Origin of the sequence: Methanofollis sp. UBA420 (assembly GCF_002498315.1) — an archaeon.
GTDB lineage: Archaea > Halobacteriota > Methanomicrobia > Methanomicrobiales > Methanofollaceae > Methanofollis.
Window position 1 is genome coordinate 173,338 of the sequence record NZ_DAGX01000002.1, and the last position, 24,691, is coordinate 198,028.

General features: G+C 59.9%; 26 protein-coding genes and 1 tRNA gene. 19 read left to right on the forward strand and 8 right to left on the reverse strand.

Features of this window, described 5'->3' with window-relative positions; translation table 11 throughout:
* Window positions 1-27 precede the first annotated feature (27 nt).
* Window positions 28-423, reverse strand: coding sequence for a carboxymuconolactone decarboxylase family protein (locus BP869_RS00870; RefSeq protein ID WP_300162755.1), 396 nt, complete (start codon window positions 421-423; stop codon window positions 28-30).
* Between the two features lie 399 nt (window positions 424-822).
* Complete coding sequence (thiC, locus tag BP869_RS00875; RefSeq protein WP_342676028.1) at window positions 823-2,097, reverse strand: phosphomethylpyrimidine synthase ThiC; 1,275 nt, start codon at window positions 2,095-2,097, stop codon at window positions 823-825.
* Window positions 2,098-2,433: 336 nt separating this feature from the next.
* Between thiC and BP869_RS00880 the strand changes: the two genes are divergently transcribed.
* Window positions 2,434-3,666, forward strand: coding sequence for a sensor histidine kinase (locus BP869_RS00880; RefSeq protein WP_342676030.1), 1,233 nt, complete (start codon window positions 2,434-2,436; stop codon window positions 3,664-3,666).
* Between the two features lie 31 nt (window positions 3,667-3,697).
* Here BP869_RS00880 and BP869_RS00885 read toward each other — a convergent pair whose 3' ends face one another.
* Entirely contained in the window at window positions 3,698-4,138 is a 441-nt protein-coding gene (locus BP869_RS00885; RefSeq protein WP_342676032.1) for a tetratricopeptide repeat protein, read from the reverse strand.
* Window positions 4,139-4,263: 125 nt separating this feature from the next.
* Here BP869_RS00885 and BP869_RS00890 point away from each other — a divergent pair, with 125 nt between their 5' ends.
* From BP869_RS00890 to BP869_RS00955, 14 genes are all read left to right on the forward strand, one after another.
* A complete protein-coding gene (locus BP869_RS00890) occupies window positions 4,264-5,031 on the forward strand; it encodes an anaerobic ribonucleoside-triphosphate reductase activating protein (RefSeq protein WP_342676034.1) in 768 nt (255 codons plus the stop codon).
* Window positions 5,028-5,576 carry a dephospho-CoA kinase gene (locus BP869_RS00895; RefSeq protein WP_342676036.1) on the forward strand — a complete coding sequence of 183 codons (549 nt, stop codon included), beginning with the start codon at window positions 5,028-5,030 and terminating at the stop codon, window positions 5,574-5,576. The genes BP869_RS00890 and BP869_RS00895 overlap by 4 nt, the downstream gene beginning before the upstream one ends.
* The gene (locus BP869_RS00900) at window positions 5,573-6,349 is read left to right on the forward strand and encodes a sugar phosphate isomerase/epimerase family protein (RefSeq protein ID WP_342676038.1); all 777 of its coding nucleotides are present in this window, start codon (window positions 5,573-5,575) and stop codon (window positions 6,347-6,349) included. Before BP869_RS00895 ends, BP869_RS00900 begins: the two co-directional genes overlap by 4 nt.
* Window positions 6,346-7,287 (forward strand): ribonuclease Z, encoded by a 942-nt coding sequence (gene rnz / locus BP869_RS00905; RefSeq protein WP_342677369.1) that lies wholly within the window; start codon window positions 6,346-6,348, stop codon window positions 7,285-7,287. Before BP869_RS00900 ends, rnz begins: the two co-directional genes overlap by 4 nt.
* Before the next feature lie 21 nt (window positions 7,288-7,308).
* Window positions 7,309-8,511, forward strand: a complete 1,203-nt coding sequence (locus BP869_RS00910) for a magnesium transporter (RefSeq protein ID WP_342676040.1) — start codon at window positions 7,309-7,311, stop codon at window positions 8,509-8,511.
* 73 nt (window positions 8,512-8,584) lie between these two features.
* The gene (locus BP869_RS00915) at window positions 8,585-9,778 is read left to right on the forward strand and encodes a potassium channel family protein (protein ID WP_342676042.1); all 1,194 of its coding nucleotides are present in this window, start codon (window positions 8,585-8,587) and stop codon (window positions 9,776-9,778) included.
* Between the two features lie 27 nt (window positions 9,779-9,805).
* Complete coding sequence (locus tag BP869_RS00920) at window positions 9,806-11,653, forward strand: DHH family phosphoesterase (protein WP_342676044.1); 1,848 nt, start codon at window positions 9,806-9,808, stop codon at window positions 11,651-11,653.
* 267 nt (window positions 11,654-11,920) lie between these two features.
* Window positions 11,921-12,838: a DUF3821 domain-containing protein gene (locus tag BP869_RS00925; protein ID WP_342676046.1), complete on the forward strand. Its 918-nt coding sequence runs from the start codon at window positions 11,921-11,923 to the stop codon at window positions 12,836-12,838.
* Between the two features lie 142 nt (window positions 12,839-12,980).
* The gene (locus tag BP869_RS00930) at window positions 12,981-13,232 is read left to right on the forward strand and encodes a DUF7123 family protein (RefSeq protein ID WP_083523391.1); all 252 of its coding nucleotides are present in this window, start codon (window positions 12,981-12,983) and stop codon (window positions 13,230-13,232) included.
* 27 nt (window positions 13,233-13,259) lie between these two features.
* Window positions 13,260-13,457, forward strand: a complete 198-nt coding sequence (locus BP869_RS00935; RefSeq protein WP_067050878.1) for a hypothetical protein — start codon at window positions 13,260-13,262, stop codon at window positions 13,455-13,457.
* 118 nt (window positions 13,458-13,575) lie between these two features.
* Complete coding sequence (locus BP869_RS00940; RefSeq protein ID WP_342676048.1) at window positions 13,576-14,058, forward strand: GTP-binding protein; 483 nt, start codon at window positions 13,576-13,578, stop codon at window positions 14,056-14,058.
* A gap of 106 nt (window positions 14,059-14,164) precedes the next feature.
* The gene (locus BP869_RS00945) at window positions 14,165-14,473 is read left to right on the forward strand and encodes a hypothetical protein (RefSeq protein WP_342676050.1); all 309 of its coding nucleotides are present in this window, start codon (window positions 14,165-14,167) and stop codon (window positions 14,471-14,473) included.
* Between the two features lie 3 nt (window positions 14,474-14,476).
* Window positions 14,477-16,132, forward strand: a complete 1,656-nt coding sequence (gene ade, locus BP869_RS00950) for an adenine deaminase (RefSeq protein ID WP_342676052.1) — start codon at window positions 14,477-14,479, stop codon at window positions 16,130-16,132.
* On the forward strand, window positions 16,129-16,980 hold the full coding sequence (locus tag BP869_RS00955; RefSeq protein ID WP_342676054.1) for a methanogenesis marker 8 protein: 852 nt from the start codon (window positions 16,129-16,131) through the stop codon (window positions 16,978-16,980). Before ade ends, BP869_RS00955 begins: the two co-directional genes overlap by 4 nt.
* A 37-nt stretch (window positions 16,981-17,017) precedes the next feature.
* On the opposite strand, the gene BP869_RS00960 is transcribed toward BP869_RS00955, so the two are convergent.
* Window positions 17,018-17,803 carry a heparan-alpha-glucosaminide N-acetyltransferase gene (locus BP869_RS00960; RefSeq protein ID WP_342676056.1) on the reverse strand — a complete coding sequence of 262 codons (786 nt, stop codon included), beginning with the start codon at window positions 17,801-17,803 and terminating at the stop codon, window positions 17,018-17,020.
* A 280-nt stretch (window positions 17,804-18,083) separates the two neighbouring features.
* Between BP869_RS00960 and BP869_RS00970 the strand changes: the two genes are divergently transcribed.
* A complete protein-coding gene (locus tag BP869_RS00970) occupies window positions 18,084-21,062 on the forward strand; it encodes a PAS domain S-box protein (RefSeq protein WP_394339006.1) in 2,979 nt (992 codons plus the stop codon).
* Here BP869_RS00970 and BP869_RS00975 read toward each other — a convergent pair.
* The gene (locus BP869_RS00975) at window positions 21,057-21,611 is read right to left on the reverse strand and encodes a hypothetical protein (protein ID WP_342676058.1); all 555 of its coding nucleotides are present in this window, start codon (window positions 21,609-21,611) and stop codon (window positions 21,057-21,059) included. The genes BP869_RS00970 and BP869_RS00975 overlap by 6 nt on opposite strands.
* 86 nt (window positions 21,612-21,697) lie before the next feature.
* On the opposite strand from BP869_RS00975, the gene BP869_RS00980 reads away from it, so the two are divergent.
* Together BP869_RS00980 and BP869_RS00985 are read left to right on the forward strand one after the other, a co-directional pair.
* Window positions 21,698-21,886, forward strand: a complete 189-nt coding sequence (locus BP869_RS00980) for a hypothetical protein (protein ID WP_067050841.1) — start codon at window positions 21,698-21,700, stop codon at window positions 21,884-21,886.
* Between the two features lie 75 nt (window positions 21,887-21,961).
* Entirely contained in the window at window positions 21,962-22,345 is a 384-nt protein-coding gene (locus BP869_RS00985; protein ID WP_342676060.1) for a rubredoxin, read from the forward strand.
* Here the strand turns inward: BP869_RS00985 and BP869_RS00990 are convergent.
* On the reverse strand, window positions 22,300-22,590 hold the full coding sequence (locus BP869_RS00990; RefSeq protein ID WP_300162697.1) for a hypothetical protein: 291 nt from the start codon (window positions 22,588-22,590) through the stop codon (window positions 22,300-22,302). The two genes, BP869_RS00985 and BP869_RS00990, sit on opposite strands and share 46 nt — an antisense overlap.
* 293 nt (window positions 22,591-22,883) lie before the next feature.
* Between BP869_RS00990 and BP869_RS00995 the strand changes: the two genes are divergently transcribed.
* A complete protein-coding gene (locus BP869_RS00995) occupies window positions 22,884-23,036 on the forward strand; it encodes a hypothetical protein (protein WP_342676063.1) in 153 nt (50 codons plus the stop codon).
* A 199-nt stretch (window positions 23,037-23,235) separates the two neighbouring features.
* On the opposite strand, the gene BP869_RS01000 is transcribed toward BP869_RS00995, so the two are convergent.
* On the reverse strand, window positions 23,236-24,339 hold the full coding sequence (locus BP869_RS01000; protein ID WP_342676065.1) for an EamA family transporter: 1,104 nt from the start codon (window positions 24,337-24,339) through the stop codon (window positions 23,236-23,238).
* 188 nt (window positions 24,340-24,527) lie between these two features.
* Window positions 24,528-24,612, reverse strand: a tRNA-Leu gene (locus tag BP869_RS01005).
* Window positions 24,613-24,691 lie beyond the last annotated feature (79 nt).

Below are 24,691 nucleotides of genomic sequence, written 5' to 3' on the forward strand. Positions count from 1 at the left end.
CCCGAAAGTATTTCTCCCGTATTTCTCTCAGGAGAACGATTCCTTGAATGCCCGGAGGGAGGAGGCGAGGACGTGCGTCTTGCCGATGACGCCGGCGATGAGGATGGTGTCCAGGATCTCGTCGCGGGTCGCCCCTTCCCGGATCGCTGCGCCGACATGGACCTTGATGCACTTGTCGGCGCCGGCACCGGCAGCGGCGGCGATCGCCACGAGTTCGGCGGTCTTCGCGTCCATGCTTGCAGGTCTGGCGGTCTTGTAGTCGCCGAGGGCGGAGAGGGTGAAGGCCTCGGGGCGCTCGCGCATCACGGTGAAGATGAAGGGGACGGTCCCGAGCCAGTTCTCGGTCTCGGCAAGGACGTCGTCGGCCATCGTGTCTGCATGGGAAAGAAAGTCGTCGAGTGTCTTCTGGTTTTCCGGTTTCATAAAAGAGGTTTGGGGGCAGGGCGTTATCAGTCTGTTCATCGGGTTTTGCCGGGGAATGGGGGGGAAGGCAGTCCTGTCACAGAAATGAGATCAGAGATGAGAGTGATCAAACGCCTTCCCTATACTGCCTGCCGGGGCACCCCCGGACCCCCGATCCAGGATAGGACGGGGGAAGACAGAGTAAAGATCCTGAGAGAAGATTGCCATCTCACTCCTATCCTTATAGCAAGGGGTTTAGGGGGAGGGAGCGATAGCGACTTTGGGTAAATCTTTGATTTTTGAACGGCAGCCCCTAGGTATGGCATCCAGAACAGGAATTGTTATGAAATACTTTTCATCGGTATGCGGGGGGCGTGCTCTCGCGTCATGCCCTATTCCGAGCCCCCAAAAAAAGAAAATTTAGAAGTGGAAGTTCCTGTTCACGATCTTGAGGGCGCAGTAGTCGCCGCACATCGTGCAGCCGTCGGTGTCGGCGGGCATACGCTCGTCCCGGATCTTCTTGGCGCGCTCGGGGTTCATGGCGACCGCGAACTGGCGGTCCCAGTCGAGGTCGCGGCGGGCATGGCCCATCTCGAGGTCGTCGTCCCTCTTCTTCAGCTTGATCATGTCGCCGACGTGCGCGGCGATGCGGGAGCTCATCACGCCTTCATAGACCTCCTCCGGGGTCGGGAGGGCGAGGTGCTCTGCCGGGGTCACGTAGCAGATGAAGTCCGCGCCGTAGGCCGAGGAGAGGGAGGCGCCGATCGCGGCGACCCTGTCGTCGTAGCCGGGCGCGATGTCGGTGACCAGGGGGCCGAGCATGTAGAAGGGCTTCCTGTTCGTGATCCTCTTCTGGACGACGACGTTCGCCTGGATCTCGTCGAGGGGGATGTGGCCCGGCCCTTCGATGATCGTCTGCACGCCGAAGTCATTGGCCTTGTCGGCGAGTTCGGCATTGATGATCAGTTCCTGGAGCTGCGCCCGGTCGGTGGCGTCGTGGACGGCCCCGGCCCGCATGCCGTTGCCGAAGGAGAGGGTGACCTCGTGCTCCTTGAGGATCTCGAGGAGGTAGTCGAACTCCGCGTAGAGCGGGTTCTCCTTCTCGTTGTGGAGCATCCAGGCGGTCATGAACGCGCCGCCGCGGGAGACCAGACCGCCGTGCCGGCCCTGGTTCTTCAGCCTCTTCATCGTCTCCAGGTTGATGCCGGTGTGGATGGCCATGAAGTTCGTGCCGAGTTTCGCCTGCTCTGCAGTGATCCTGAAGAGGTCGTCAGGGTCCATGAAGACGACGCCGCCCTTCTTCTGTGCGGCTTCGATGAAGGCCTGGTACAGGGGGACACTCCCCACGGAGAGGGTCGTCGCCTCGATGACACGGCGCCTGATATCCAGGAAGTCGCCGCCTGTCGAGAGTTCCATGAGGGTATCGGCACCGGCCTTCTCGGCCATCTTCACCTTCTCGATCTCCTGGTCCACGTCCACCATATCGGTCGAGGTACCGATAGAGGCGTTCACCTTGGTGCGGAGGCCCTCGCCGATACCGCAGATCTTGACCTTCCTGTACGGGGAAACCGGGATGGTGATATGGCCCTCGGCCACGCCGCGGCGGACGAAGTCCTCGGTGACTCCTTCCTTCGCCGCGACGATCTTCATTTCTTCGGTGATGACGCCGCGCTTTGCGTCCTCAATTAGTCCCATGCCTTCATTGTTGGGTAAAATCTGTGATAAATCCTCTGTTTTGCCGGTACCGGTTAAATTTTGCTTGTTCTCCGGACAAGTAAATTTGTTTACCTTTGGGCAAGCGACGTTTAGGTCACCTCCTGGGCGCTCCAGACACGGAACAATTCTATCGATTTGACATATATTTCCATTATTCTCATCAGAATTAGTTTCATTTTAAATAATTCAAACAAATATCTTAAATTTAGATCGAAGGAATCATATGCAGTATTTTCCAAAAGAAATAGCATGTGCCTCAAGGGGCGGACGACCCCTCTCAGCATTACCCGCGCCACGCATGATGGGTTGATTCTCATGGCCTCTGGCATAATCGTCCTTATGATTGCGGTCTACCTGGATGCTTTCGAGATGCTCAAGGCATGGGTCGCATTGCACGAGGTCTGGGAGCTCGACGAGATCCTCTTTTCCATCATGGTACTGTCTGCCGGCATTGGCATCTTCACGTTCAGGCGCTGGATGGACTTGAAAAAAGAGATAAAAAATCGTATGCTCGTTGAAGAGAGGTTGAGACTCGCGATCCGGGGAGGGGGACTCGGGATCTGGGACTGGAACGTCAAGGCTGGAGAGGTAGTGTTCCATTCCGTCATGGACGCAAACAGGGGAGACTCATTCAGGGAAGATTTGATTCCAGTCCCTGAGATCGAGACGCGTGTGCACCCTGATGATTATCCGGCTTTTCTGCAGCGAATGGATGAGGCCACCAGGAAAAATGAACTCTATTCTGAGAGCGAGTGCCGGGTGTCGGCGGGCGACGGGACCTGGCGCTGGGTACATATCAGGGGAAGGGTGATGGACCGCACCGAAGACGGCCGCCCGGTACGGGTGGCCGGGATACTCCGGGACATCACCGAACTCAAGCAGGCGCAGGATGCACTTACCGGGGCAAACAAAAAGAACACTCTTCTCTCCAGCATCACACGCCATGACATCATCAATCAGATCTGTGCCATCTCGGCATATGCACACCTCCTCGCTGACGATCTCCCCGGTGCCGGGCAGGACGGGACATACCTCCGCCGGATCCTGGCAGCGACCGAGACGATACAGGACCAGATCTCTTTCATGCAGGACTATCAGAGCATGGGGGCGAGATCGCCGGATTATTACCGTGTGAGCACGGTCGTACAGCGTGCATACCAGAATGCATCCCACGGTGACATTGAAATTGTCATCTCCACCGGCATGCTGGAGGTCTTCGCCGATCCCATGCTCGAAAAAGTGTTTTTTAACCTGGTGGACAACTCCATCCGTCATGGGGGGGGCGCGACCCGGATCAGGGTGTCCTTCCATGAGGTGGAAGGAACGGGAGTGCTCATTTATGAGGATGACGGTGCTGGCGTCCCTCAATCCCTGAAAGAAAAAATCTTTGCCAGGGGCTTTGGACGGAACTCGGGCCTCGGCCTCTTCCTCGTGCGGGAAATTCTCGGGATCACCGGCATGACGATCCGGGAGACCGGAACAGAAGGAGAAGGGGCGCGGTTTGAGATCCTGGTGCAGGCAGGGAATTTCAGGATGGATCGGGAGTGATCGGCGTCCTCCTCTCTTACCTGAGGGAAGGTCAGTCGCCTGTTGCGATCGAGACGGCAGACGCCCCGTATTCTGTATCCGGGCGTGACGGCACATAGGGAGTTATAGAGCGGTCAAGCCCCACGGCCTTAGTAAAACAACCGTCGGCCCTGTCATAGTCTTGGAGGTTCCAGAGCGCGATCCCTTTCCCGTACCATGCAAGGGCATAGTCAGGGTCGATGGCGAGTGCGGCGTCATAGCACTCGATAGCGGCGGCGTTCTGGCCGTCGATGCTGGTGAGACACATCCCCTTCTCACACCATGCCGTGGCATTCTCCGGGTTCGCCTCGATCTCCCGATCCAGGTCTGCGATCGCCTCATATCCGATCTGCCGCGTCTCTTCCAGGCTTCGTACATCGGCCGTCTGCTGCAGACACCCGCCTGCCAGCATGAGGGTCGCCATGATCAGGAGAAGGGGGAGGGGCGCGTCCATGAACCGGAGTCTCGGGGTATGCACCCATGAAGGTATCGATTCGTGCGTCCACGGCCACCGCACAGCACCGTCCTCCTGCATCGTTCGATAGCTTCTATAAAACCGCTCGCCCATGATATACAACGGTGGTTTTTCTGAAGGTGAACTTCGGCGGCTTCGTCCCGCTCAGCACGGTGGACTGGAGAGGCAGGGCCGTCTGCACGGTTTTCCTGCGCGGCTGCCCGGTCCGGTGCCATTACTGCCAGAACGCCGCCATCCTGAACGGCACGGACGAGCGGGAGATCGGCGACGTCCTTGCCATGATCAAAGAGTCTTCCCTCATCGTCTCCGGCGTCGTCTTCTCGGGCGGCGAGGCGACGATGCAGAAGGAGGCGCTTCTCGCCCTTGCGAAGGGCGTGAAGACGATGGGCCTTGGCGTCGGCCTTCAGACAAACGGTGTCTACCCGGACACGATCAGGGCGCTCCTTGAACCGGGCCTCGTCGATAAGGTCTCCCTCGACCTCAAGACACAGTGGCGCCACTACAACAACCTCCTCAAGAAGGACTTCGCCGACAGGGTGAGGGAGTCCCTCCGCCTCTGCACGGAGGCACACCACACCGGCACTCTCCCCGAATTCGAGGTTGTCGTAACGACCTTCAGAGGGTGCGAGGACGATATCGCCTATATCGCAAAGGACGCAGGCAGCGTCGACCTGGTCCTCCAGCAGGGCGTCCTCGCCGGCGTCGCCCCCCTGGACTTCGGGGAACTGGCGGCCGTCGCCGACCGCCTCGGGCGGAGCGTGCGGATCAGGACGCGGCAGGACGGCGAAGTCGCCTACGAAGGGCGGCGGATCGTCAGGGCAGAGAGCATCGACGTGAGCGCGATAGAACAGGAGAGGAGAAGCGAAAGATGAAGGTCATCGGTATCGTCGGCATGCCGGCAAGCGGCAAAGGCGAATTTTCACGGATTGCAGCAGAAAAAGGGATCCCGGTCGTGGTGATGGGGGACGCCATCAGGAAGGCCGTCACAACCGCCGGGCTTCCCCTGACAGACGGGAACATGGGAAAGGTCTCCTCGGACCTCCGCGCACGCCACGGCATGGGGGCGATCGCCCTGATCACGGTCCCCGAGGTGGAGGCCACAGGAGCGCCCGTCGCCGTCATCGACGGCATCAGGGGGAGCGCCGAGGTCGAGATCTTCAGGGAACACTTTCCCTCCTTCCTCCTCGTCGGGGTGAAGGCCTCCTTCGAGACGCGTCTCGCCCGCCTCGGCAGCCGCGGCAGGTCGGACGACCCGGCGTCCGCCGACGACCTCAGGAGACGCGACGAGCGCGAACTCGGCTGGGGCCTCGGCGACGCCCTCGCCATGGCCGACGTCTTCTTCGAGAACGAAGGCACGATGGAAGAGTACGGGGAGAAGGCCCGCCACCTCCTCGACGCCCTGGAGGGATGCGCATGAGCATCCAGCCGTACTTCGCCTCATCCTCGAAGGTCTGGGAGTCCGTGGACTGGGTCTTCGGTATCGAGGAGTGCGGGTATGCCGGCTGGGAGATCTCGGCCGACGGGAACTACCGCCTCGAAAACCCGAAGAACAAGGCGGCGATCCGCGACGTGCTGGAGAGCACCCACCTCAAGGCGACGGTGCACGCACCCTATGCCGACCTCAACCCCGCCTCCATCAACGACCCTATCTGGCGCGAGTCGGTGCGGCAGATCTGCCTCTGCGTCGAGCATGCCGCCGACATCACCGACCGGGTCACCATGCATCCCGGCTACCTCTCCGTTGCCGGCAAGATGCTGCCTGACAAGGTGTGGGGCCTGCAGAAGGAGGCATTACACATGATCGGAAAATGTGCGGAAGAGCACGGCGTCGTCGCCTGCCTTGAGAACATGATCAATATCCCCGACTTCCTCTGCCACGACCCCGGTGAACTCCTCGGCCTCACCGAGGGGATCGAGGGGATAGGGGTCACCTTCGACCTCGGCCATTCGAACACCGTCAGAAAGACGGGCGCCTTCCTTGCAGAGATCGGGCAGGCGAACCACCTGCACATCCACGACAACCACGGCAGCACCGATGAGCACCTTGCCCTCGGCGACGGGACGCAAGACTGGAAGAAGATCGGGCACGCCGTCGCAGAGGGTTACCGCGGCGGCGTGGCCGTGGTCGAGGGGCGCAACCTCGACGAGGCGCGGAAAAGCCTTGAGGTCTTCAGGAGGTGTTTCGTATAGCCGGCGAGACCCTGCAGGTGTACTTCCTCGGCACCGCCGGCGCCCTCCCAACGCCCAACCGCAACCCCTCCTGCGTCATGGTCAGGCACGGTTCAGATACCCTCCTCTTTGACTGCGGCGAGGGGGCCCAGCAACAGATGATGCGGGCGCGGACCGGGTTTCTCGTCGACGCCATCTTCATCACTCACTGGCACGCCGACCATTTTCTCGGCGTCCTCGGCCTCGTGCAGACCCTTGCCTTCAACGGCCGGACAGAACCCCTCGTCATCTACGGCCCTGAAGGAGTGCACGACTTCGTCGAGTACACCCTCAAGATCGGGCGGACAAAGCTCGGCTTCGACCTCCAGCCCGTCCAGCTGGCGCCCGGCATGGCCGTCAGGTTCTCGGGCTATCAGGTGGAGGCCTTTGCGACCTCCCACGGGATGCCGAGCCTTGGCTATGCGCTCAGGGAGGATGCGCGGCCAGGCCGGTTCGACCGCGAGACGGCGATCTCCCTCGGCGTCCCGCCCGGCCCCCTCTTCGGGCGTCTCCAGCGCGGGGAGAGCGTGACCGTGATGCGCGACGACGGCGGCGAGGTGACCATCACCCCCGACCAGATCCTGGGGACGCCCCGGCCGGGGCGGATGATCATCTATACAGGAGACACCCGTCCCATCCACCGTCTCCATACAGAGGGCCTCGAAGGGGCCGACCTCCTCATCCACGACGCCACTTTCGACGACTTGGAGAGGGGCCGCGCCGCTGAGGTCTACCACTCCTCGGCCGGTGAGGCCGGCGAAGCGGCGTCGGCACTCAAATCCCACTCTCTTGCCCTCGTCCACATCAGTTCGCGTTACACCTCGATGACAAACCATATACGGGATGCAGAGGAGAAGTTTGAAGGCGAGGTGCTTGCGCCATCGGATCTGACGATGGTAGAAGTTCCTTTCAGGGAGTGACAGCAATGACGGAGGGTGAGGATGAAGTCGGGAAACGGTTTGAGGCGCGAGCGGCGCCTCTTCCTGACCGGCCTTGCGGCGCTCCTCATCAGCACCGCACTTGCTGTCGTCGCCGGATCCTATCTCTCCTCGGTCCGTGAAGTCCTCGTCCTCATTCCCGGCCTCCTAGTGCTGGTGCCGCCGACGATCAATATGCGAGGGAGCATTTCAGGCGTGCTCGCATCCCGCCTCTCGTCGTCCATGCACCTCGGGGAGTTTACAGGAAGCTTCCATGATGGCGGCGTCCTTGCCGAGAACCTCCACGTCTCCCTTATCCTCACCCTGGCCACAGCCGTCGCTCTCGGTATCGTGGCAAGCCTTGTCAGTGCCCTGACAGGCGTCGAGGTGATCGCCACAGGCGACCTCGTCCTCATATCGGTGGTCGCCGGCATCGTTGCCGGGTTCATCGTCATGGGTTTTACTGTCCTCGTCTCTGTCCTCTCGTACAGGCAGGGCATCGACATGGACATGATCGCCGCCCCGGCGGTGACGACTCTCGGCGACCTGGTCACGATCCCTGTCCTTACCATAACGGCCGTGGTCGTCCTCTCCTTCCAGCCTGGGACACGGACTCTTCTCCTCTGGGTGATGCTTCTCTGTGCCGCCGCGGCCTGTCTCTACTCCTGGTCGCGGGGCGGACGCATAAAGCGGATCTCCACCGAGGTTCTCCCCCTCCTCGTCTGCCTCTCTGTCCTCGGGACCTTTGCCGGGGTGACCTACACCCTCGGCCTCGACCGTCTTGTGAGCATGGCCGCCCTTCTCATCCTGATCCCTCCTTTTGCCGGGATATGCGGGTCTATCGGCGGCATCCTCTGCTCACGCCTCGGCACCGAGATGCACCTCGGCATCATCGCCCCCTCCCTTGTCCCCTCGAAGGGAGTGCTGGTGCAGTTCGCCCATACCTACCTCTTCACCTTCCTGCTCCTCCCCCTGATGGCAGCCCTCGCGCACCTTGCGGCCCTCCTCCTCGGGGCTCCCTCCCCGGGCCTCCTCCCCATGGTCGCCATCGCCACCCTGGCAGGTGCGGTCGTGATGACCCTGGTCAACGGGATCGCCCACCTCACCGCGACGATCTCTTTCAGGTTCGGCCTCGACCCGGACAACTTCGGGATCCCGGTCATCTCCGCAGTCATCGACCTCCTCGGCGCCGTGGTCCTGGTTGCGGTCATCGACCTCTTCCTCTAGAGGCGTCCGGGTGTGCGAACTGCGAATTAATATACTCTCGTAACACTATTGAGAGTGAAGACGGTACAGATTCATGATGGAAGTCGAGTATCAGCCGACCAGCCTCAAGGATGTTCTTATCGAGATGAAGGATATCTCGGAGCTGATGGTTGACCTTGCCTATTCTGCAATTCTCTTTGAAAGCCACGAGATTGCCGGCGAAGTTGAGAAACTCGAAGAGGTCATGAACCGGCACGCGTATCAGGCGCGGATCTCGGCCATTCTCGGGGCGCGCCGGGTGGAAGAGGCCGAGGCGATGAGCGGCCTCCTCCAGATCGCCGAGGCGGCAGAGCGGATCGCCAATTCTGCAACCGACATCGCCAAACTTATCTTGAGAGGGGCAAAATTCCCGCAGAAACTCAGGAACGCCCTGCCTGAAGCAGAAGAGGTGACGGTCAGGGCAGAAGTGCATCCCGACTCTCTCCTTGACGGCACGACCCTCGGCGAGGTGAAACTCCAGAGCCGATCGGGCATGCGCGTCATTGCGATCCGGCGGGGGTCGGGCTGGATCTATGACCCTGACAAGTATTCGAAGACCCTTGCCGGAGATATCGTCCTCGCAAAGGGTCTCGGTGCCGGGATCACTCCCCTGTTCACGATGGCCGGCGCAAAGCCGCAGCCCCGGAAGGAGTGGGTGCAGGCCGGATGCGTCGACGACCTTGACCGCGCCGTCGCACTGATGATCGAGATGAAGAACCTCTCCGAACTGGCGGTCGGGCTCGCGTATACGTCTCTCCTCTTCACGAACGAGGACATTGCCGAGGAAGTCGTCGTCCTTGACGAGAGGATGGAGGACATGCGCTACCAGTTCGACCTCTGGCTCCTTGAGGCGACGCGGCGGATCGAGAACGTGGAGTACCTCCGCGGCCTGATCCACCTCTCTTCCTTTGCCGGGACCATCACCAGTGCCGCCTCTGCCATCGCCGACGTCCTCCTCCGCGATATCGAGATCCCTCCGGTCTTCAGGATGATCGTGCGCGAGTCCGACGAGATCATCACGCGGCTCGAAGTCGAGGAGAGGTCGGCCATCGCCGGCAGAAGCCTGCGCGAGGCCTCGCTTGCGACTGTCACCGGCATGGTCGTCTTTGCGATCCGGAGCAGAGACGGCAGGTGGAAGTACCGTCCGGGACGGGATGAGCGTCTGCAGGCAGGCGATCTCATCATTGCAAAGGGACGGAGAGATGGTGAGGAACGCCTCGCCGCCCTCTGTTCAAGTGAAAATACATAAGCACTTTCCAGACAAGAGAGTACGAAAATGGCGAATACTGAAGATACCGTTGTCTATGCCCTTGGCCCGAATTGCGGGATCGAGGACGTTGAAGAGGGGAAGATCTATGCCGGGACCGTTCAGGGCTTTGCAAATTTCGGAACCTTCGTACAGCTGAGTGCCCGGCTGAAAGGGCTTGTCCACAAGAGCAATATCCTCCAGAGCCACGAAGAAAAGGACCAGATCTTTGTCAAGATCGTCAATATCAGGAATAACGGAAACATCGACCTTGCCGAGATGATCCCGGAGGTCTTCAGGCTGGAGACCATTACCCGTCGGGCCCATGTGACGAAACTGGGCGAGATCCAGTCTCGGGTGGGCAGGAACGTCACCTTTGAGGCTGAAGTTGCACAGATCAAGCAGACCAGCGGTCCGACGATCTTCACCCTTGTCGATGAGTCGGGGAGCGGCAATGCCGCGGCATTCGTGGAGGCCGGCGTCAGGGCGTACCCGGAGGTCGAGCTCGGGGGCGTCGTCTGCGTCTCCGGCGAGGTGATGCGCCGCCAGAACCAGCTTCAGATCGAGGTCAGCTCGATGGAGGCGCTCACCGGCGACGATGCAAAAACAGTGCACGATAGGATCGAGGCCGCCCTCGACGCACGGGCAGAACCCGAAGATGTCCCTCTCCTGGTAGAGAGCGATGTCCTCACGCAGTTGCAGCCCCAGATGAAGAAGGTCGCCAAACTGATCCGGCGCGCCGTCTTCGAGGCCCAGCCGATCATCCTCCGCCACCATGCCGACGCCGACGGCATCTGCGCGGCGGCCGCCGTCGAACAGGCGGTCATCTCCCTGATGCGGGAAGAGGGCGACGACCTGGACACGGCGTACTACCTCTTCAAGCGTTCCCCGTCCAAGGCCCCCTTCTATGAGGTCGAGGACATCACGAGGGACCTCGACTTTGCCCTCAAGGACCACGAGCGTTTCGGTCAGAAGATGCCCCTGATCGTCCTGATGGACAATGGCTCGACCGAGGAGGACCTGCCCTCGATGAAGATGGCGCAGGTCTACGACCTCTCGATGATCGTCGTCGACCACCACCACCCCGACGCCATCGTCGACGAGTACGTGATCGCGCATGTCAACCCCTATCATGTCGGCGGCGACTTCGGCGTCACGGCAGGGATGCTCGGGACCGAGGTGGCACGCCTCATCAACCCGAAGGTCAGCGACCTGATCCGCCATCTCCCGGCCGTCGCAGGTGTCGGCGACAGGAGCGAGGCGCAGGAAAGGCAGCGCTATCTCGACCTGGTCGCGGATGAATACTCCGAAGACGCGTGCAAGGACATTGCTCTTGCCCTCGACTACGAGCAGTTCTGGCTCAGGTTCAATGACGGCAGGGAACTGGTCAAGGATATCCTGAACCTCAAGGGGAACCGCGCCCTCCAGACGCGCTACGTGAGCCTCCTGGTGGAGCAGGCGAACGAAGCGATCGAAGACCAGATGGCGGCGTCGATGCCCCATGTGACCGAGGAGATCCTCCCGAACGGCGCTCACCTCTTCAGGATCGACGTGGAGATCTTCGCGCACCGCTTCACTTTCCCGCCGCCGGGCAAGACCTCGGGCGAGATCCACGACCGCCTCTGCCGGCAGCACCCGGGCGAACCGGTTGTCACCCTGGGCTTTGGCCCTGACTTTGCCGTGCTCCGTTCCCGCGGTGTCCTGATGAACATCCCGAAGATGGTCCGCGAACTCCGCGAGGAGATCAACGGCGGCGGCATCAGCGGCGGCGGCCACCTTGTCGTCGGGTCCATCAAGTTTGTCGAGGGAATGCGCGAGGCCGCCCTCGCCGGCCTGGTCGAGAAGATCGGCCTGGCAGATGTGGAGAATCGAGCCTGAAACGAAGTTTCAAGCGGTTCTTTGAAAACCACCCCCGTGGTTTTCATGGTATTTGAAAACCGCTTCAGTGGTTTTCATAGTAAGCCCTGATCCAGGGACAGGATCCCCGGTCCTTTTTATCCCACGTCTCCGAAAGACATAAGTGACGTGACTGGTATGAAGGGGTGAGGGAATCCCATGGATCGAAAATATCGTTCACTGCTCTCCCGTACGGGTGTACTCTGTTGCACCTTTCTTCTCCTTGCTGCAACCTTTGCAGCGCCGGTTATGGCAAGGGGAACAACGATTTCTGACATACGGCCGGGAGACACCGTCTTTGTCTATGAAACCGGGTTGGACCTGACGGCCCTCAGGAATGCAACAACAGACAATCCTGTGACAGCGCTCCAGCGCTTTAATGATGATGACCCGAAAAAAGGTCTCATCAATACGATTCCAGTCCCGGACGACACGAACTTCGACCTCATCGACGCTTCGGTGGGTGACAATACTGGACTGTACTTTGCTTACAATGTGCAGGATGGCATCACCAGCAGACTGTACATCCGCTATCCCGACGTGAGCATTGAGGCGGTGCTTGCAGCCCCGAACCATGCGGAACGTATTGAGGGAATATCGGTGCCGACAGGGACGGAGATCGCCTTCCGGGTGATATCGTCTGATGTCGGTACATACTATACGGCCGGAGAGACACGTGCGGCGGTTGAGCTTGTGCTCACAACGCCGGGAGGTGCGGAGATGACGTCTTTTGGCGGACGTGATTTCTCGAACCTGCCGATCGACGGTTCGCTGTTCTACACAGACGACCCTGGCAGGCCCGGACCGGTCGCCCTGGAAGACCTTGAGCAAGGGATGTACAGGGTCCAGGCCCGGTGGACATCGCCGCAGGGCTTTGCCGACGATGCAGAGGATTCCAATGTCATCACATTCTCTGTCGGCGATCGGGTCGGGGTGAACACAACGACGCCGACGACCGCGGCGACGACAGCGCCCACCACTGTTCCGACGACGGCCGTGACAACAGAAACAACAGCCCCGGAGACAACCGCAACGACACCATCCCAGACAACGGCCGCGACCACGGAGACGACAGTGCCGGTGACGACCATGACACAGGCATCGGGAACCCTGATCCCTGCACTCGGGGCAGCGGCCCTCCTCCTCTTTGCTCTGAGGCGGCGGTGATCTTCTATCCCCGTTTTATACCGGATCTCATGGGGATGAGGTCACAGGTGATTTCCGGGCGCAATTGCCCGGAAATCCTCCCGGAAAAACAGAAACTATTTATAATAAACCTGCGATACGTCTAACACGCTGAGGTATTGAGATGGATAGAAAAAAGAGTATCCGGGAACAGTACAACGACAGTCAATGCCGGATTGTTCATTACCTCAAATCAGGCATACAGCGAGGCAAACACTATTTCAAGTCAAAGTACATCGCTCATGACCTCGGGCTCTCTGCAAAGGAAGTCGGGACAAATCTTGCCATCCTTTCAGAGATCTGCGATGAACTTGAAATTACCCGCTGGAGTTACTCCAATTCCACGACCTGGATGGTCAGTCCGCGCGCAGCATAAGTACTATCGTGTGTCATACATCTGAACATGGAAAAGATCATCTCATTCGAGTCTGAGATCGAGTTTGTTGCACGGATCAACGAGCAGAAGGACTGCATCATGCAGCAGGGCCCGAAGGGCTCCGGTGACGCTGACCCCGGCCAGCTCTGGTTCAATATCGACGTACCAAAGGGGCATGGCCTCAAGGCCGGTGACAGGGTCAGGGTCACCGTCGAGAAACTCTAAAAGAATACCTGCGGCGTCAATCAGACATTTTTAAAGCCCCTGATTTTTTTTAAAACTCGGGATTTTTGTGTAATTCATTTCGAAATGTCGAAATAGACCCGTACCCAAAGCAATGGTGATGGCACATGGTAAGTTCAAGCTCTGTGTCTTCGGGCCGTACGACGCCGGGAAGTCCAGCCTGATCCAGGCACTGGACCAGAACACCCGGCACATCGAGGCACGGTGCGAGGGCGGGTCGACCACTGTTGCCCTGGATTATGGGAGAGTCCAGGTGGGGCAGGAGACGGTTTATCTCTTTGGAACGCCGGGTCAGGAGCGTTTTGAGTTTGTCAGGCAGATCCTTGCCCGGGGCATGGACGGAGCCATTATCGTGGTGGACTCGACCGCGGACCCCGATCCCATGGTCAGGCACCTCTCCAACTGGCTTATTGCACAAAAGGTCCCGTACGCCATCATGCTCAACAAATGCGACCTGCCGGGATCGTCTCCCTCCCGCTTTGCCCACGAGATCGGGGATGCATCCGTGTACCTCGTATCCGCAAAGTCGGGAAAGAATGTTCATGAAGCACTCTCTTTATTTATCCAGGGCCTGAAGAGATGACGTCTCCGGTAACAGACCAAAGGATATATCTTTTTTCAGCAGTGACATTCACATGGTGGCCGGAATGAAGATTGGACCTTCCATTTTGATCGGTGTCTGCCTTTGCATGGTCGCGTGGACTGCCGGATGTACGGGGATCGGTTTTGGGGACATGCACTATGCAGACGGAAACCTGCAGGTCACGGTAGAAAACCCCGCGGAGGCGGTGAACGGCACGGTTCAGGTGACGGTCTTTGAGATCCGTGACTTCAAGCAGACCGAAGTAACGAAGATCGCCCGTTCGGAAAATTTATCGGCCGGTACGACGACCCTGACTTTCCCGATGGACCTCTCTCCCGGGGACTACAAGATATACCTGTATTTCATGAAGGGCAACGAGAGGACGGTATCGGTGATCAAGGACATCCAGGTGTGAGAGATGGGACGGACCCTCAGGGTGGCACAGGGGCTTGAGCCTGCAGACCGTCTCTTCACGCATCTCTCTCTCTATAATCCCTTCACCTGCTCCTGGGACGAAACCTCCTTCGCGGTCGCGGATGGCATCGTCGTCGGGACAGGTATCTATGAGGCGGCGGAGACGGTCGACCTCGGGGGAGCACGGGTGGTCCCCGGCCTCATCGACGCCCACACCCATATCGAGAGTTCTCTGGTGGTGCCCGGCGAGTACGCCAGGTGCGTGATCCCTCACGGCACGACGACGGTCGTCGCCGACCCCCATGAGATCGCGAATGTCTCAGGGGTCGAAGGACTTCTGTTCATGCGTGCAGAAGGGAAAAAGGCCGGGTTGTCTATCCTCCTCACCCTCCCCTCCTGCGTTCCCGCCACCCCTCTCGACAGGGGGGGGGCCGACCTCTCTGCCGATGACCTGGCCACTTTTGCGGATGCCGACGGGGTGGTGGGCCTCGGGGAGGTGATGAACGTCCCCGGCGTCCTCTCGGGAGACCCGGAGGTCTGGAAAAAGATCGGCCTCTGCGCGGTGCGGGATGGCCATGCCCCCCTCCTCTCGGGCCGGCCCCTCAATGCCTATGTGCTTGCCGGCATCCAGAGCGATCACGAGTGCACCGCGTGCGCGGAGGCCGAGGAGAAACTGAAACTCGGGATGTACATCATGATGCGGGAGGGCTCAACAGAGCAGAACATCACGGCCCTTGCCCCCCTGCTGACCCCGTGCACGGCCGCCCGCTGCTGCCTGGCGACCGACGACCGCCATGCCGACATGCTCGTCGCCGAGGGGCACATCGACGACGCGGTGCGGAAACTCGTGGCCGCAGGGGTCTCCTTGGAGACCGCCCTCCGTGCGGCGACCCTCACTGCGGCAGAGCGTTTCCACCTCGACGACCGGGGGGCGATCGCACCCGGCCGGCGGGCCGACTTCTGCGTGCTTGCAGACGACGAAGTCTTCGCCGTAAAAGAGACCTATATTCTCGGGAAAAAATACGAGGCCCCCGGGTTCAGGCAACCCATATGCCCTGAACCGCGGTTCACCTGCCCTGTGCCGTCGCCGGCCGATATTGCGGTCGGGGGACAGGGCAGGGCGCGGGTGATCGGCCTTGTGCCGGGGCAGATCGTCACCGAGTCTCTCTCCATGAATGTGGCCGCGGTGCCCGACCTGGAGGAGGACATCCTCAAGGTCGTGGTCTGTGACCGCTACCGCGGCACGGGCTGCGGCGTCGGTCTGGTCCACGGCCTGGGCCTGAAGGAAGGGGCGATCGCCACAAGCGTCTCCCATGACGCCCACAACATCATCGCCGCCGGCGTCACCGACGAGGAGATCGTGCGGGCGATCGAAGAGGTCGTCGGGCACCAGGGCGCGATGACCGTCGTGAGGGGTGATGTGGTCACCACCCTGCCCCTCGCCTGCGGCGGCCTGATGGCGACCATGCCCTATCCCGAGGTCTGCGAGGCCCTGGACCGCCTTGCTACGGAGACGAGGGCAATAGGGGCGGTGGACCAGCCCTTCATGTACCTCTCTTTCCTTGCCCTCACCGTGATCCCGCACCTGCGGGTGACGACGCGGGGAGTCTTCGATGCCGACGCGTTCAGGGACGTCCCGCTCTTTTCGGAGGAACCATGACAGACGAGCATATCATCGAGGCGATCGGAAAGACGAGGATCGTGGTGCGGGACGGCAGGGTCGTCGAGGTCGGAAAACCCCTGATCCGGTCCTGCCCCCTTGCAGAGAAGTTCTCCTGCCCTGTCCACGAGATGACGGAGGGGGCGATCCGGGAGAACATCGAGGATAGGATGCGGGCCTTCGGGATGTGCACGCCAGGCCGTCAGGTGACGGACAGGTCTGACTTCGTCCTCTTCGGGGCGTCGGAGTTGATCTCCTCCGCCCTCAGGAACGGGCTTGTGCGCTCGGCGGTCATCGTCTGTGACGGCGCCGGCACGGTGGTCGTGACGGCGCCCGACCAGGTGCAGGGCATCGGCGGCCGGGTCTCGGGGATCGTGCAGACCTCCCCGATCCTGCAGGTGATCGGGAGGATCGAGAACCTCGGTGGCCGGGTGCTGGACCCGGGGACGGCACGGATCGACATGCCCGCCGGTGCGGCATTCGCCTATGACCTCAGCCTCTCTCCGGCGGCGGTTACTGTGGCGACCGCGGACGACGCGGAGACGGTGCGGGCCGCACACCCCGACGCCCTGATCATCGCCGTCCACACGACCGGCGTCTCCGCAGAGGAGGCGCGGCGCCTTGCGGCCGTCGCCGACCTGGTGACGGCCTGCGCCTCTGCCGCAATCAGGGAAGAGGCCGGGCCCCGCGCCCTCCTTCAGGCAGGCACTGCGGTGCCGGTCTTTGCAATGACGCCCCTCGGCAAGAGGGTAGTGCTCACGAAGCTCCAGGAGACGGACAGGCAGGTGCTGGTCAGTGGGAAGGCTCTGCCCGCGGCGGGCGGGCGTGAACCCGAGCCCCTGATCTGAGTTCTTTTTTGGTTCTGGACTATTCCTGTTCTGGTCTTCACCCGGTCACGGTCCTGACGAAGAGGAGGACGGCCACGATCACCGGCTGGTGGAGGAGGTAGATCGCAAGCGAGTTCCTGCCCATCATACAGAGGGCGTCCACGCCTCTCCCCTCCATCTCCGGGACGCTGAACTGGCGTGTCCCGCCGGGGTACAGGAGGAAACCGATTGCCATGCCGATGAGGGCCACGCCGAGCCAGGGGACGAGGGGGACATAGTCGACGCTATAAAATCCGGCCGGATGAATGCCGAGGGGGATGAGCCAGGACGGGCCGGTGATATGGCCGAGGGGGAGGGCGGCAAGGACAAACGCGGCACCGGCGAGGAAGTTCCACCGGCCGAACCGCAGGAAGAAGGGGGCGGCGATGATGGCGAAGCCGATGAGGTGGAGGATGCCAAAGACGATGAAGCCTTCCCCGAGGAAGATCCAGGTGGCGAGGGTGGCGAGCATGCCGAAGAGGAAGACCTTGCCTCCTCTCCGCCCATACTCAAACCAGAGTGAAAGCCCGGTCATCTTCTGCCGTCTCCTCTCATAACTGATCGGGAGGGAGAGCCCCACGAGGGCGATGAAGAGGGTGGCGGTAGCAAAGGCGAAGTACCGCCAGAACCCCCCCAGAACATCGACAGCGGCGATCCCGAAGAACCAGAGGTCGAAGAGGAGATGGTAGATTATCATCATGACGATGGCGATCCCCCTCAGAAGATCGATCTCCCGGAAGCGCCGCGACGACGAATGCGTGGAGAGGACCTGTCCCCATCTCCGGGCATAGGGCTCTATATTCATCCTTTCTTCTTTCCTCCGGTGATCTTTCCGGATGATATGATTCCAGAGTATCTTAAACCCTGGTGTTATTCATCTCCCCGCTCACCAGGCCGGATAGAGATCAGGAGGATGTATCACAGCAATTGATCCGGCCTGAGGCCTATATTCTCTCTTCGGAAAGGGCAATGTTGGCGAGTGTCCAGAACAAAATAGTATCGCATATATACTGACAACAATATGTATCACGTGCCTTAGAAAGGGAAAATCGCGGCTCGTTACCTCATTTTCCCGGGAGATATCCATGATAAGCCTTTTGCTAGTGGACGACGAACCCGCCCTCCTCGATATCGGCAAGGTATTTCTGGAAGAGTGCGGCGACCTGTGCGTCGATATGGCCACAACCGTTGCGGAAGCACTGGAAAAACTCCGGAGTGGCAGATACGAGGCCGTCGTCTCAGACTATGATATGCCGGATATGGACGGGATCACTTTTCTCAAGGAGGTCCGCCTTCGCTATCCTGACCTTCCTTTTATTCTTTTCACCGGGAAGGGACGGGAAAAAGTCGTCATAGAGGCACTGAACAGTGGGGCAGATTTCTATCTCCAGAAAGGTGGTGACCCTGTGGCCCAGTTCACGGAGCTGTCCCACAAGATCGAACAGGCTGTACGAAGGAGAAAAACGGAGTATGAACTCCGGAGGTCGGAGAAAAAGTATCGGGAACTTGTCGATAACCTCCCTGAGATCCTCTTTAAAACAGACATTGAGGGAAATCTTGTCTATGTCAATCGCAGGGGCCTGGAAGTTCTTGATCTGCCTGAGGGCGAGATCTATGGGAAGCCATGGTATCTCCATGTCCATCCTGACGACCGGGGAGATGCGGAGGAGATAGGTAACCGTCTGATACGCACCGGCGACCGGGCAGAGGGTTTCGAGTTACGAGTCCAGACCCGGTCAGACAGAGGAAAGATCATCTCATTTCTCCTGAATCTCACGCCCCTGAGGGACGATGCCGGGCGTCTTCTGGGGGTACAGGGGATTGCAATCGATATCTCCGGAAAAAAACAGACGGAGATAGCGCTGCAGGAGGCCGAAGAACGCTACCGCATGATCACAGAAGGAGTTGCCGATGGGGTGACCCTCGGGGATCTGAGCGGGATCATTTCCTATGCCTCCCCTTCGATGACCAGGATCACCGGATACAGGAACGAAGACATAGTCCGTCATTCGTTCCATGAGTTCGTTGTCGAAAAGGATCGGGAAATAATCGATGCCTGCTTTGAGAAAACACTCCGTAATAGAGAGAGTTTTGAAGGGCTCAGGGTCAGGGTGAAGAGAAAAGACGGGGCCTGTATCTCTGTCGAAATAAACGGCGGCCCGATCATACAGGACGGGAAGGTGATAGGGGCGCAGAGTGTCACGCGGGATATCACCCGGCAGGTGCAGGCTGATAACGCCCTCAGGGAGAGTGAAGAACGGTTAAATGTCACGTTGCACTCCATTGGAGACGGCGTCATCGTTACCGGGGAGGACGGGAGGGTGACCCTCATCAACACCGTGGCCGAGTCCCTCACAGGATGGAAAGAGGAGGAGGCCGTTGGCATGCCTCTCGCCGACGTCTTTCATATCGTCAATGAAAAGACCCGACAACCTGTGGAAAACCCGATTAAACGCGTGATCGAGGAGGGGGTCGTCGCAGACCTTGCAAACCACACGGTGCTCCTGGCGCGTGACGGCACACAGAAGGCAATCGCCGACAGCGCCGCTCCTATCAGGGATAAAGAGGGGGCCGTCATCGGCGTGGTGCTGGTCTTCCGCAATGTCACGGCAGAGAGGGAGACCGAGAAGGTCCGTCGCCGTCTGGCAGCCATCGTCGCGTCCTCCGACGATGCGATCTACGGGACAACGGTGGATGGAGTCATCACCAGCTGGAACCAGGGGGCCGAGAGGATCTATGGGTACACTGCCTCCGAGGCGTTCGGCAGCCACGTCTCCCTCTTCGCTCCTCCTGAGCGGCGCGAAGAGTCCATGGACGCCATCAGGCAGATCAGCAGGTCTGGCCATAGGGACCACTTCGAAACTGTCAGGGTGAGGAAGGACGGCGCCAGGATCCTGCTCTCCATCACGATCTCCCCGATCATGGATGACAATGGTACGGTTGCGGGATTTTCCGCCATTTCACGGGACATTACCAGCCAGAAGAAGGCGGAGCATGCACTCGACAAGAACAGGGAGTGGCTTGAACATGTTGTCGAAGGCGTGAGACTGGGCACATGGGAGTGGGATGCGCGGACAAGGAGAGTGGCCTTCAACAGGCACCTTGCCGCCATGCTCGGTTATCCGCCGGGGTGCCTGGAGGCAGACGGACAGACGATCGGCCGGTTGATCTCTGAGGCAGACCGTGCCGCCTTGAAAGAGGCTGTTATTGCCACCCTGGAGGGACTCTCCCCCATCTTTGTACAGGAGGTCCATCTCACAGGCGAAGACGGCCGCACCGTCCTGCTCCAGGCCAGGGGAACCATGATGGAGAGAGACGAGGAAGGCCGCCCTGTACGCATGAGCGGGATCTGCCAGGACATCTCCGAGATCCGCGGCTACCAGGAGGCCCTGAAGAAGGCGAACAAAAAACTCACCCTCCTGAACAGTATCACCCGCCACGACATCCGCAACCAGACCACCGCACTGCAGGGGTACCTGACCCTGGTACAGAGGGCCGTCGGAGAGCAAGATCCTGCGACCGGCAGATATCTCAGTACCTGCAGTGCGCTGGTCGATAAGATCCAGCGCCAGATCACCTTCACCCGCGACTATGAAGACATGGGGGTGAATGCGCCCGGGTGGCAGCATGTGGGGCGGACGGTCAGGAAGGTTGCCGCCGATCTCTCCCTGGATACAACGAATATCTCCCTTGTCGTCGAGACCGGCGATCTCGAAGTCTATGCAGACCCCATGCTGGAGCAGGTGCTCTTCAACCTTCTTGAAAATGTGCTCAGGCACGGGAACGGTGTGACAGAGATCGGCGTCTCATTCAGAGAGAGAGACTGCCAGTGTGTCCTCACCGTCAGGGACAACGGCGCCGGCATTGCCCAGGACATAAAGGGCAGGATCTTTCAGGCAGGATATGGGCGCAACACCGGATATGGCCTTTTTCTTGTAAAAGAGATCCTGGACATCACCGGGATCGCGATCCTGGAAAATGGCGAGGAGGGAGTGGGGGCAAATTTTGAGATGCTGATACCGGAGACAGGGTACAGGACCAGCCAGACAGGCACCCGGTCATGAGACAGGCAGGAGGGTGAGAGCGGTACCGACCGCGGCCGGTATGACGAGGTTGTCGTCGATGGGGGAGAGGAGCTCGGCGAGGGCTGCGACGCCGGCGACAAGGAGGGCAGCAGAGGGGTGCAGCATCGGCAGGAGGGCGAGGAACAGTGCAAAAAAGCCTGCACCCGACCCTTCGAGAGTCTTCCCTTTGAGGATCTTGTGCCTCCCGAAGCGGAGGCCAGCGATTGTCGCGACCGAGTCGAGGATGGTCAGCGAGAGGACGGCAATGAAGGCGACCTGCGGCGCGAAGGCGACCGAGCAGAAAAGGGCGCTTGCGACGAAATAGACCGTACCTTTCCCGGGGAAGACGTCCTCTCTTTCGAGGGCGCCGATGATGTCCGCGATACCGGGCACGTACCAGCCGCGAAGCACGGCCTCGACGAGCATGAGGCCGCCAAGAAGGCCTGACGCATAGATGAGCACGGCAAGGCCGGGCACAGGGACGAGGAGGATGGATGCGATGCCCAGACCAAAGACGAGGTGGACCATCTGGCGGCCGTACTCGTGCATGCCCTGCGTGGCATGTGATAGGATAAATCCTTGTGGTTCGCCTCTTTCGAAGGATTAATCCTCTTCACAACGAAAAATTGTGTGATATGGCTGAAGATATCTATGAAGAGGTCGTCTGCAACCACTGCGACGGTATCGGCTGCACCAACTGCGGCCGCACCGGCAGGGTGCTTGTGCGGCGGCCTGCAAAACGCTGCAGCCGGTGTGACGGTGTCGGCTGCATCTACTGCGGCTACACGGGCTGGGAAGGCCTGAAGGGGAAATACGAAGAGTGATTACCTCCGCACCTGCTGGCAGTTGAGGGCAAGAGTATATATCGGCCCGGGCGTATGGGAGTCCGGGGGACCGTGATGGCAAAGGTGAAGCGATATATCTGCAAGCACTGCGGTTATGTGTATTCTCCGCTCAGGGGTGAACCGCACCGGGGCATACCGGCAGGGACGGAGTTCGAAGACCTACCCGAGGACTATATCTGCCCGGTCTGCGGAGCGACGGGAAAGGGGCCGATTGGCACCTGGGGCTTCGAGCCCTGGAACCCTACGAGATATGTCTGCAAGATCTGCGGGTATGTGTACGACCAGAAGCGGGGTGAACCACACCGCGGCATACCGGCAGGGACGGAGTTCGAAGACCTGCCTGATGACTATGCCTGTCCGGTCTGCGGACTGGACCCGAAGATATCGAAGTATTACGGCAAGGTCGGCAAGACCCAGTTCGAGGCCCTGGAGTACTGATCCTTGCTGAGGTTTGTGGTGACCGTCCTGTTGAGGATCTCCACAAACCGCCTATTTTCTGCCTCGGTAAGAGGTCTGTCTCTCATCTCCTCGATCCTGAGATCGAGTTCTCCGTCCGAGTACTCCGCGATGACCACAAGACTCTGAGAGACCGGGTTCCCGAAGATCTCCCTGAGCTCCTCGTTCCTGTTCAGGTCATCGATGATCTGTGAGAGTACCCCCATCCTGATGCCCACACGCTTCATACCCCCTCCGCATATTGTGGTGATGGACGGCGTATTGCCATTCAGATATATAAAGAGGACGCCGGGGGTACGGGCAGGGCCTCAGGGGCCTCATCCCGGTCCAGAACTCTGCGTCTCTGCCGGGACGGTGCGTCCCCGCGCCTGTCGGAGAAAAGGCAAATGTCGGAAACGAACAATCCGGATAAGACCTCTGCAATGGAGATATTTCCGGATCTTTCATCATAAATCATGAGGAAGTCCTGAAAATTATAAAGGAAGACATATATGGGGAACCTTCCAACTGAAGGAAGGAGATGAAGACGAAGATGCTCATGTACCAGGATTCGATTTCTGAGTGGTACAATGGTGAGTTCAAGGAGTGCGTGCGGAATATCAATCTGTACCGGACCGTCGCGATGAAACTCGGGACCGTCGCGAAGGTCGACCTTGAAATCCGTGACCTCTGAATAATCTAAAAGATCCTCTTTTTTTCGGGGCGACCGGACCAGACCGAGACGGCGCCCCGAAGACCTCCCTGTTTTGTCCGGCAGCGCCTGCACGCGCAGGCGCGAGAGATTCCAGTTCCTGCCGGACCTGGCAAGCCCGGACGCTGAGCGCCTGCACGCGCAGGCGCGAGAGATTCCAGTGGGGGAACTCCGGGGCACATCAGTACTTTGCGCTGCTGGCGCCGTCATGGCGGTGCTGGTGATGGGTGTCAGGGCTGTGCGGGTGGTCGTGCCAGAGGTCGGGGTGGGCATGGGGATGGGAGTGGTACCCGTGCCGGTCGATGGCAGGCGTGCCTGCCGGGTGCTCGTGGTCGTGGTGGAGGTCGTCGTGCCTATGACGGTGTTCGTGCACCATCGCCTCGTGGTGGTGGGAGTGAGAATGCCGCTCTGTGATGAGGAGATAGGCACCGAGGCCCATGGTCAGGAGAGACGGGTAGAAGAGGACGCCCGGGTCATCGGTGAAGAGGAAGAACGAGACCAGAACACCAAAGAAGGGCGAGGTCGAGACGAGCGCACCTGTCCTGGCCGAACCGATCCCCCTCAGTGCCATCAGGAAGAAGACACTCATCAGGCCGCCGTACCCGAGGAACCCGATGATCATGGCGGCACAACAGGTCTCAGGTGACGGGATGGCCTCGCCGAGGGCCCGGGCAATGAAGAAGGTGACCGTACCGGCCCCGAGGCCTTTGATCATGACGATGGGTATGGGGTCTTTCGCCGAGATCATCTTGCTGAAGTTGTTGTCAAGACCCCAGAAGGTGCAGGTGAGGAGGATGCCGAGGGCGGCAATAGAGAAACCGAAGGCCTGGTCGGGATTCCATGAGAGGATGATGCAGGAGAGGGTGATCAGGCAGAGTGCACCCCCCATCCGGCGGCCGATCGGTTCCCGGTACCACAGGACCGCAATGATGGCCGTGGCCACGGCCTCGAAGTTGAGGAGGAGGGCGGCGGTGGCTGCAGGCGTATGGGCAAGGCTGAGCATCAACACGATGGGCGCAAGGACACCGCCCGAGATGACCACCCCGGCAAGCCAGGGGAGGTCAGAACGGCTGAGCGACGCCTCGACGCCTTCCCTACCGTTGCCGGAGAGAGAACCTGCCGCAAGGTAGATGAGAAGGCCGGTCCCGCTCCCGAGAAAGAGGAGCGACGCCATGGTGACCGGCCCGACACCGTCGAGAAGAAGTTTGGAGAAGGGTGCCGTGATCCCGAAGAGTGCGGCGGCGGCCAGGGCATAGATGACAGGAAGGTGCTCAGAGAAAGACATATGACCAGATATGACTGTTCATATTGGTCAGGCTGTGTTTTATACCTGTTGAGGCGGCAGGGAGTTACTCGCGGCGCGCCGGGAAAAACGTCGATAATACCGGGAACACTGTCCGTTCAAAGACTGATCAGAGAGAGGAATTCTAAAAGCATAGAAAACAGATTTCAGTGAAATATCATAAAAGACAATGCGAGGGAAGGGATTCGAACCCTCGAACACCTACGTGACAAGGCCCTCAACCTTGCGCCTTTGACCTGGCTTGGCAACCCTCGCCTGTTACCCTATAGAGAAGGATCTTCACATTTTTTAATCTATCGCTCAACCCGGGCACGCAAACCCCTCCTACAGGGTA

Coding starts and splice junctions, on each gene's coding strand:
- BP869_RS00870 (WP_300162755.1), bottom strand. CDS start 423: ATGAAACCGGAAAACCAGAAGACACTCGACGACTTTCTTTCCCATGCA.
- thiC (WP_342676028.1), bottom strand. CDS start 2,097: ATGGGACTAATTGAGGACGCAAAGCGCGGCGTCATCACCGAAGAAATG.
- BP869_RS00880 (WP_342676030.1), top strand. CDS start 2,434: ATGGCCTCTGGCATAATCGTCCTTATGATTGCGGTCTACCTGGATGCT.
- BP869_RS00885 (WP_342676032.1), bottom strand. CDS start 4,138: ATGGACGCGCCCCTCCCCCTTCTCCTGATCATGGCGACCCTCATGCTG.
- BP869_RS00895 (WP_342676036.1), top strand. CDS start 5,028: ATGAAGGTCATCGGTATCGTCGGCATGCCGGCAAGCGGCAAAGGCGAA.
- BP869_RS00900 (WP_342676038.1), top strand. CDS start 5,573: ATGAGCATCCAGCCGTACTTCGCCTCATCCTCGAAGGTCTGGGAGTCC.
- BP869_RS00910 (WP_342676040.1), top strand. CDS start 7,309: ATGAAGTCGGGAAACGGTTTGAGGCGCGAGCGGCGCCTCTTCCTGACC.
- BP869_RS00915 (WP_342676042.1), top strand. CDS start 8,585: ATGATGGAAGTCGAGTATCAGCCGACCAGCCTCAAGGATGTTCTTATC.
- BP869_RS00920 (WP_342676044.1), top strand. CDS start 9,806: ATGGCGAATACTGAAGATACCGTTGTCTATGCCCTTGGCCCGAATTGC.
- BP869_RS00925 (WP_342676046.1), top strand. CDS start 11,921: ATGGCAAGGGGAACAACGATTTCTGACATACGGCCGGGAGACACCGTC.
- BP869_RS00930 (WP_083523391.1), top strand. CDS start 12,981: ATGGATAGAAAAAAGAGTATCCGGGAACAGTACAACGACAGTCAATGC.
- BP869_RS00935 (WP_067050878.1), top strand. CDS start 13,260: ATGGAAAAGATCATCTCATTCGAGTCTGAGATCGAGTTTGTTGCACGG.
- BP869_RS00940 (WP_342676048.1), top strand. CDS start 13,576: ATGGCACATGGTAAGTTCAAGCTCTGTGTCTTCGGGCCGTACGACGCC.
- BP869_RS00945 (WP_342676050.1), top strand. CDS start 14,165: ATGGTCGCGTGGACTGCCGGATGTACGGGGATCGGTTTTGGGGACATG.
- ade (WP_342676052.1), top strand. CDS start 14,477: ATGGGACGGACCCTCAGGGTGGCACAGGGGCTTGAGCCTGCAGACCGT.
- BP869_RS00955 (WP_342676054.1), top strand. CDS start 16,129: ATGACAGACGAGCATATCATCGAGGCGATCGGAAAGACGAGGATCGTG.
- BP869_RS00960 (WP_342676056.1), bottom strand. CDS start 17,803: ATGAATATAGAGCCCTATGCCCGGAGATGGGGACAGGTCCTCTCCACG.
- BP869_RS00970 (WP_394339006.1), top strand. CDS start 18,084: ATGATAAGCCTTTTGCTAGTGGACGACGAACCCGCCCTCCTCGATATC.
- BP869_RS00975 (WP_342676058.1), bottom strand. CDS start 21,611: ATGCACGAGTACGGCCGCCAGATGGTCCACCTCGTCTTTGGTCTGGGC.
- BP869_RS00980 (WP_067050841.1), top strand. CDS start 21,698: ATGGCTGAAGATATCTATGAAGAGGTCGTCTGCAACCACTGCGACGGT.
- BP869_RS00985 (WP_342676060.1), top strand. CDS start 21,962: ATGGCAAAGGTGAAGCGATATATCTGCAAGCACTGCGGTTATGTGTAT.
- BP869_RS00990 (WP_300162697.1), bottom strand. CDS start 22,590: ATGAAGCGTGTGGGCATCAGGATGGGGGTACTCTCACAGATCATCGAT.
- BP869_RS00995 (WP_342676063.1), top strand. CDS start 22,884: ATGAAGACGAAGATGCTCATGTACCAGGATTCGATTTCTGAGTGGTAC.
- BP869_RS01000 (WP_342676065.1), bottom strand. CDS start 24,339: ATGTCTTTCTCTGAGCACCTTCCTGTCATCTATGCCCTGGCCGCCGCC.